This is a genomic window from Mycobacterium sp. (genome assembly GCF_035653355.1).
Classification (GTDB): Bacteria; Actinomycetota; Actinomycetes; order Mycobacteriales; family Mycobacteriaceae; genus Mycobacterium.
The window spans coordinates 1-2,278 of the sequence record NZ_DASRBZ010000564.1; the positions used below are offsets into that span (position 1 = coordinate 1).

A 2,278-nucleotide genomic window follows, 5' to 3' on the forward strand; every position below is an offset into this window, starting at 1 on the left:
CTGAAACCGCCCAACCCGACGATCAGTCCACCTATCACAGCGGCGGCGACGCCCTACTCACTCCAGGTCGACCGGCGCGACCTGCTCGGCGGTCTGATTCACGAATACGAACCCGCCGCCGCGTGACGATCGAGTTCTTGCACCCCACGCGCTTACGAGAACGTCCCGCCACGACCGGGTTTACTCTCCGTGTCTTCGATCGAAAGAGGCGGGCTAGCCCGCGTAGCGGCTCATATCGGCCGACAGCAGGTCGCACACTTCCTGGACACGCACGGCCAGACCGAGCTGCTCGAGTTCGTCAACGTCCAAGTGCTCGACCAGGCGTAGACACGCGGCGTTGGCCGCGATCATCGCGCGCCGCAATTCTGCCTCACGCTCGCTTGCGATCGGTCGCCGGAGCCGCATCTCCACCTCAACCGGACTCGCGATCGGCCGCAGGCGATCCGGGTCGCCGTACCTGGGTGCCTGGGGATCCATAGCTCCCCTCCCTGCCCTCAGGCCGCCATGGCCGAGAGGTCAAAGAGGTCGGAGAGCATGTCGCTGAACGCTGACCGTAGCAGCTCTCACCGTCAACCGAACAGACGTAGCCGCAGCGGCGCGACGGCTGCAGCCCGGACGATCGGGTGCGAGCTCGCCGAACTTGATCTCGTGTCTGTAGCGGTCGGCGACAGCGGTGGGAGCGGTCGCACCCCTGCGAGCCGGCGGCTTGGCTTCCGTGCGATCGAAAGACGACCTTGTATCACCCTTACCCCGAGCTGGTTCAAGCGCTTTAACCACCGCTTGGGCGTTGGGATCGCTGTCCCCGCGGTCGGATGTCGCCTGCCCGGCGGTTGCTCGACGCTAGATCTAGACGAGGATGTTGACCGCTCGTGCGGCGACGAGTAGCACGGTGACGACGGAGAGAATCGATTCGGCGGCCATGAGCGCTTTCGCTGGCCGTGTCAGCGGCATCGCATCGGTCGGGCTGAACGCGATTGCGTTTGTCAGCGAGATGTAGAAGTAGTCCCAGAGGCGTGGCGCCCAGCCGTGGCGTGCAAGCTGGGGGTTCTCGTCCTGGGGGAACTGGAAGTCTGGTTTGCGAGTGGTCGTCGAGAGCGCCCGTGCGACGGGGCCGCCGCAATCCAGTTCCCAGAAGGCGAGACCGAACGCGACGGTGTTGGTGAACCAGACGGCGCCGCCGCTTGCAAGGAGCTGAGCCCCTGTGATCTGGCTCGCCGAGTGCGCGATCAATGAGGCAACTAGGACAACCAGGCCGAGGACGTTGAAGACCCAGACTACTGCCAGCAGGCCGATCACGATCTCTCGCCGATGGTCGCGGCGGACGAGCTGGCTCAGGCCGAACAGCAACGTTGCCGAGAGGCAAACATACGGCGCCGCAACGACCAGCCACATCCACCACAGCGAATGTCCGAGCGATTCCCAGTGCGCGTGCTTGGCTGCAAGCGCTAGCGCGATCAGGATCGCAGCCGCAACCAAGGCGAACGGCGCCGCATCGTCACGTGCCTCGCGTGCCGCCGCGTGCAAGCGCTCCAACCCAGAGCCCGCACCGACAGAGGGACGCGTACCTTCAGTCATCTACCGGCACCACAGTGCGCCGACCGTCGGACAGCGCCGACGGACACACCGTCGTACCCGGAAACGACGGCGCCAGGCGACGAAGTGCAGAAGCTGTGGGGTGTCGGCGCGAATCGATCGGGAAACGAGGACGTCGTGATGAAGGTCCGGTACAGGGACGGAGGCGCTGAGGTGCTGGCACTCTTGTTAAGTGAGCATGCTTCAGATCGGCCGCGAAAGCCCGTCCTCAGCCGCTCGACAGAATGGCTGCGGCTCCCACCGCTTAGCCCGCAGGAGTTCGTCGCGGGAGCGTCGGTCTCGAGTCTCGTTGTGCGCCCGATCCTGATCGGGCTCTTCAAGCGACACGGCTGGTCCTGAATGGACAGCGGCGACGTTCAAGTGCCGGGAGGTGAGATCGACGACGACAAACAGGGTTTTGCCGTGTCAGGCGGTCCGAGAACATGTGAGGGTGGGCCACGGCCGCGGTTGCGCGGCGTTTCTCATCAGCTGGCGTTTGTCGCGGCGATTCCGCTGGGTGTAGCCCTCGGGGTGTCAGCGCACGGCGGGACCGCACGGGGTGCTGCGATCGCGTTCGCGGCGAGCGTTACGGCGATGTTTGGGGTCAGCAGCCTGTTCCATCGGCTGTCGTGGACGCCCGCTGCGGCACGCTGGATCGGTCGGCTTGATCACACGATGATCTACGCGCTGATCGCCGGCACCTACA

Annotated in this window: 3 protein-coding genes; 1 reads left to right on the plus strand and 2 read right to left on the minus strand. The window is 65.2% G+C overall.

Annotated elements, in window-relative coordinates; all coding sequences use genetic code 11:
• Positions 1–213 precede the first annotated feature (213 nt).
• Both VFA16_RS19455 and VFA16_RS19460 read right to left on the minus strand, forming a co-directional pair.
• Positions 214–477, minus strand: coding sequence for a hypothetical protein (locus VFA16_RS19455; RefSeq protein ID WP_324969393.1), 264 nt, complete (start codon positions 475–477; stop codon positions 214–216).
• Between the two features lie 369 nt (positions 478–846).
• Entirely contained in the window at positions 847–1,392 is a 546-nt protein-coding gene (locus VFA16_RS19460; protein ID WP_324969394.1) for a DUF1345 domain-containing protein, read from the minus strand.
• A gap of 540 nt (positions 1,393–1,932) precedes the next feature.
• Between VFA16_RS19460 and VFA16_RS19465 the strand changes: the two genes are divergently transcribed.
• A partial coding sequence (locus VFA16_RS19465; protein ID WP_324969395.1) for a hemolysin III family protein occupies positions 1,933–2,278 on the plus strand: 346 nt, incomplete at its 3' end.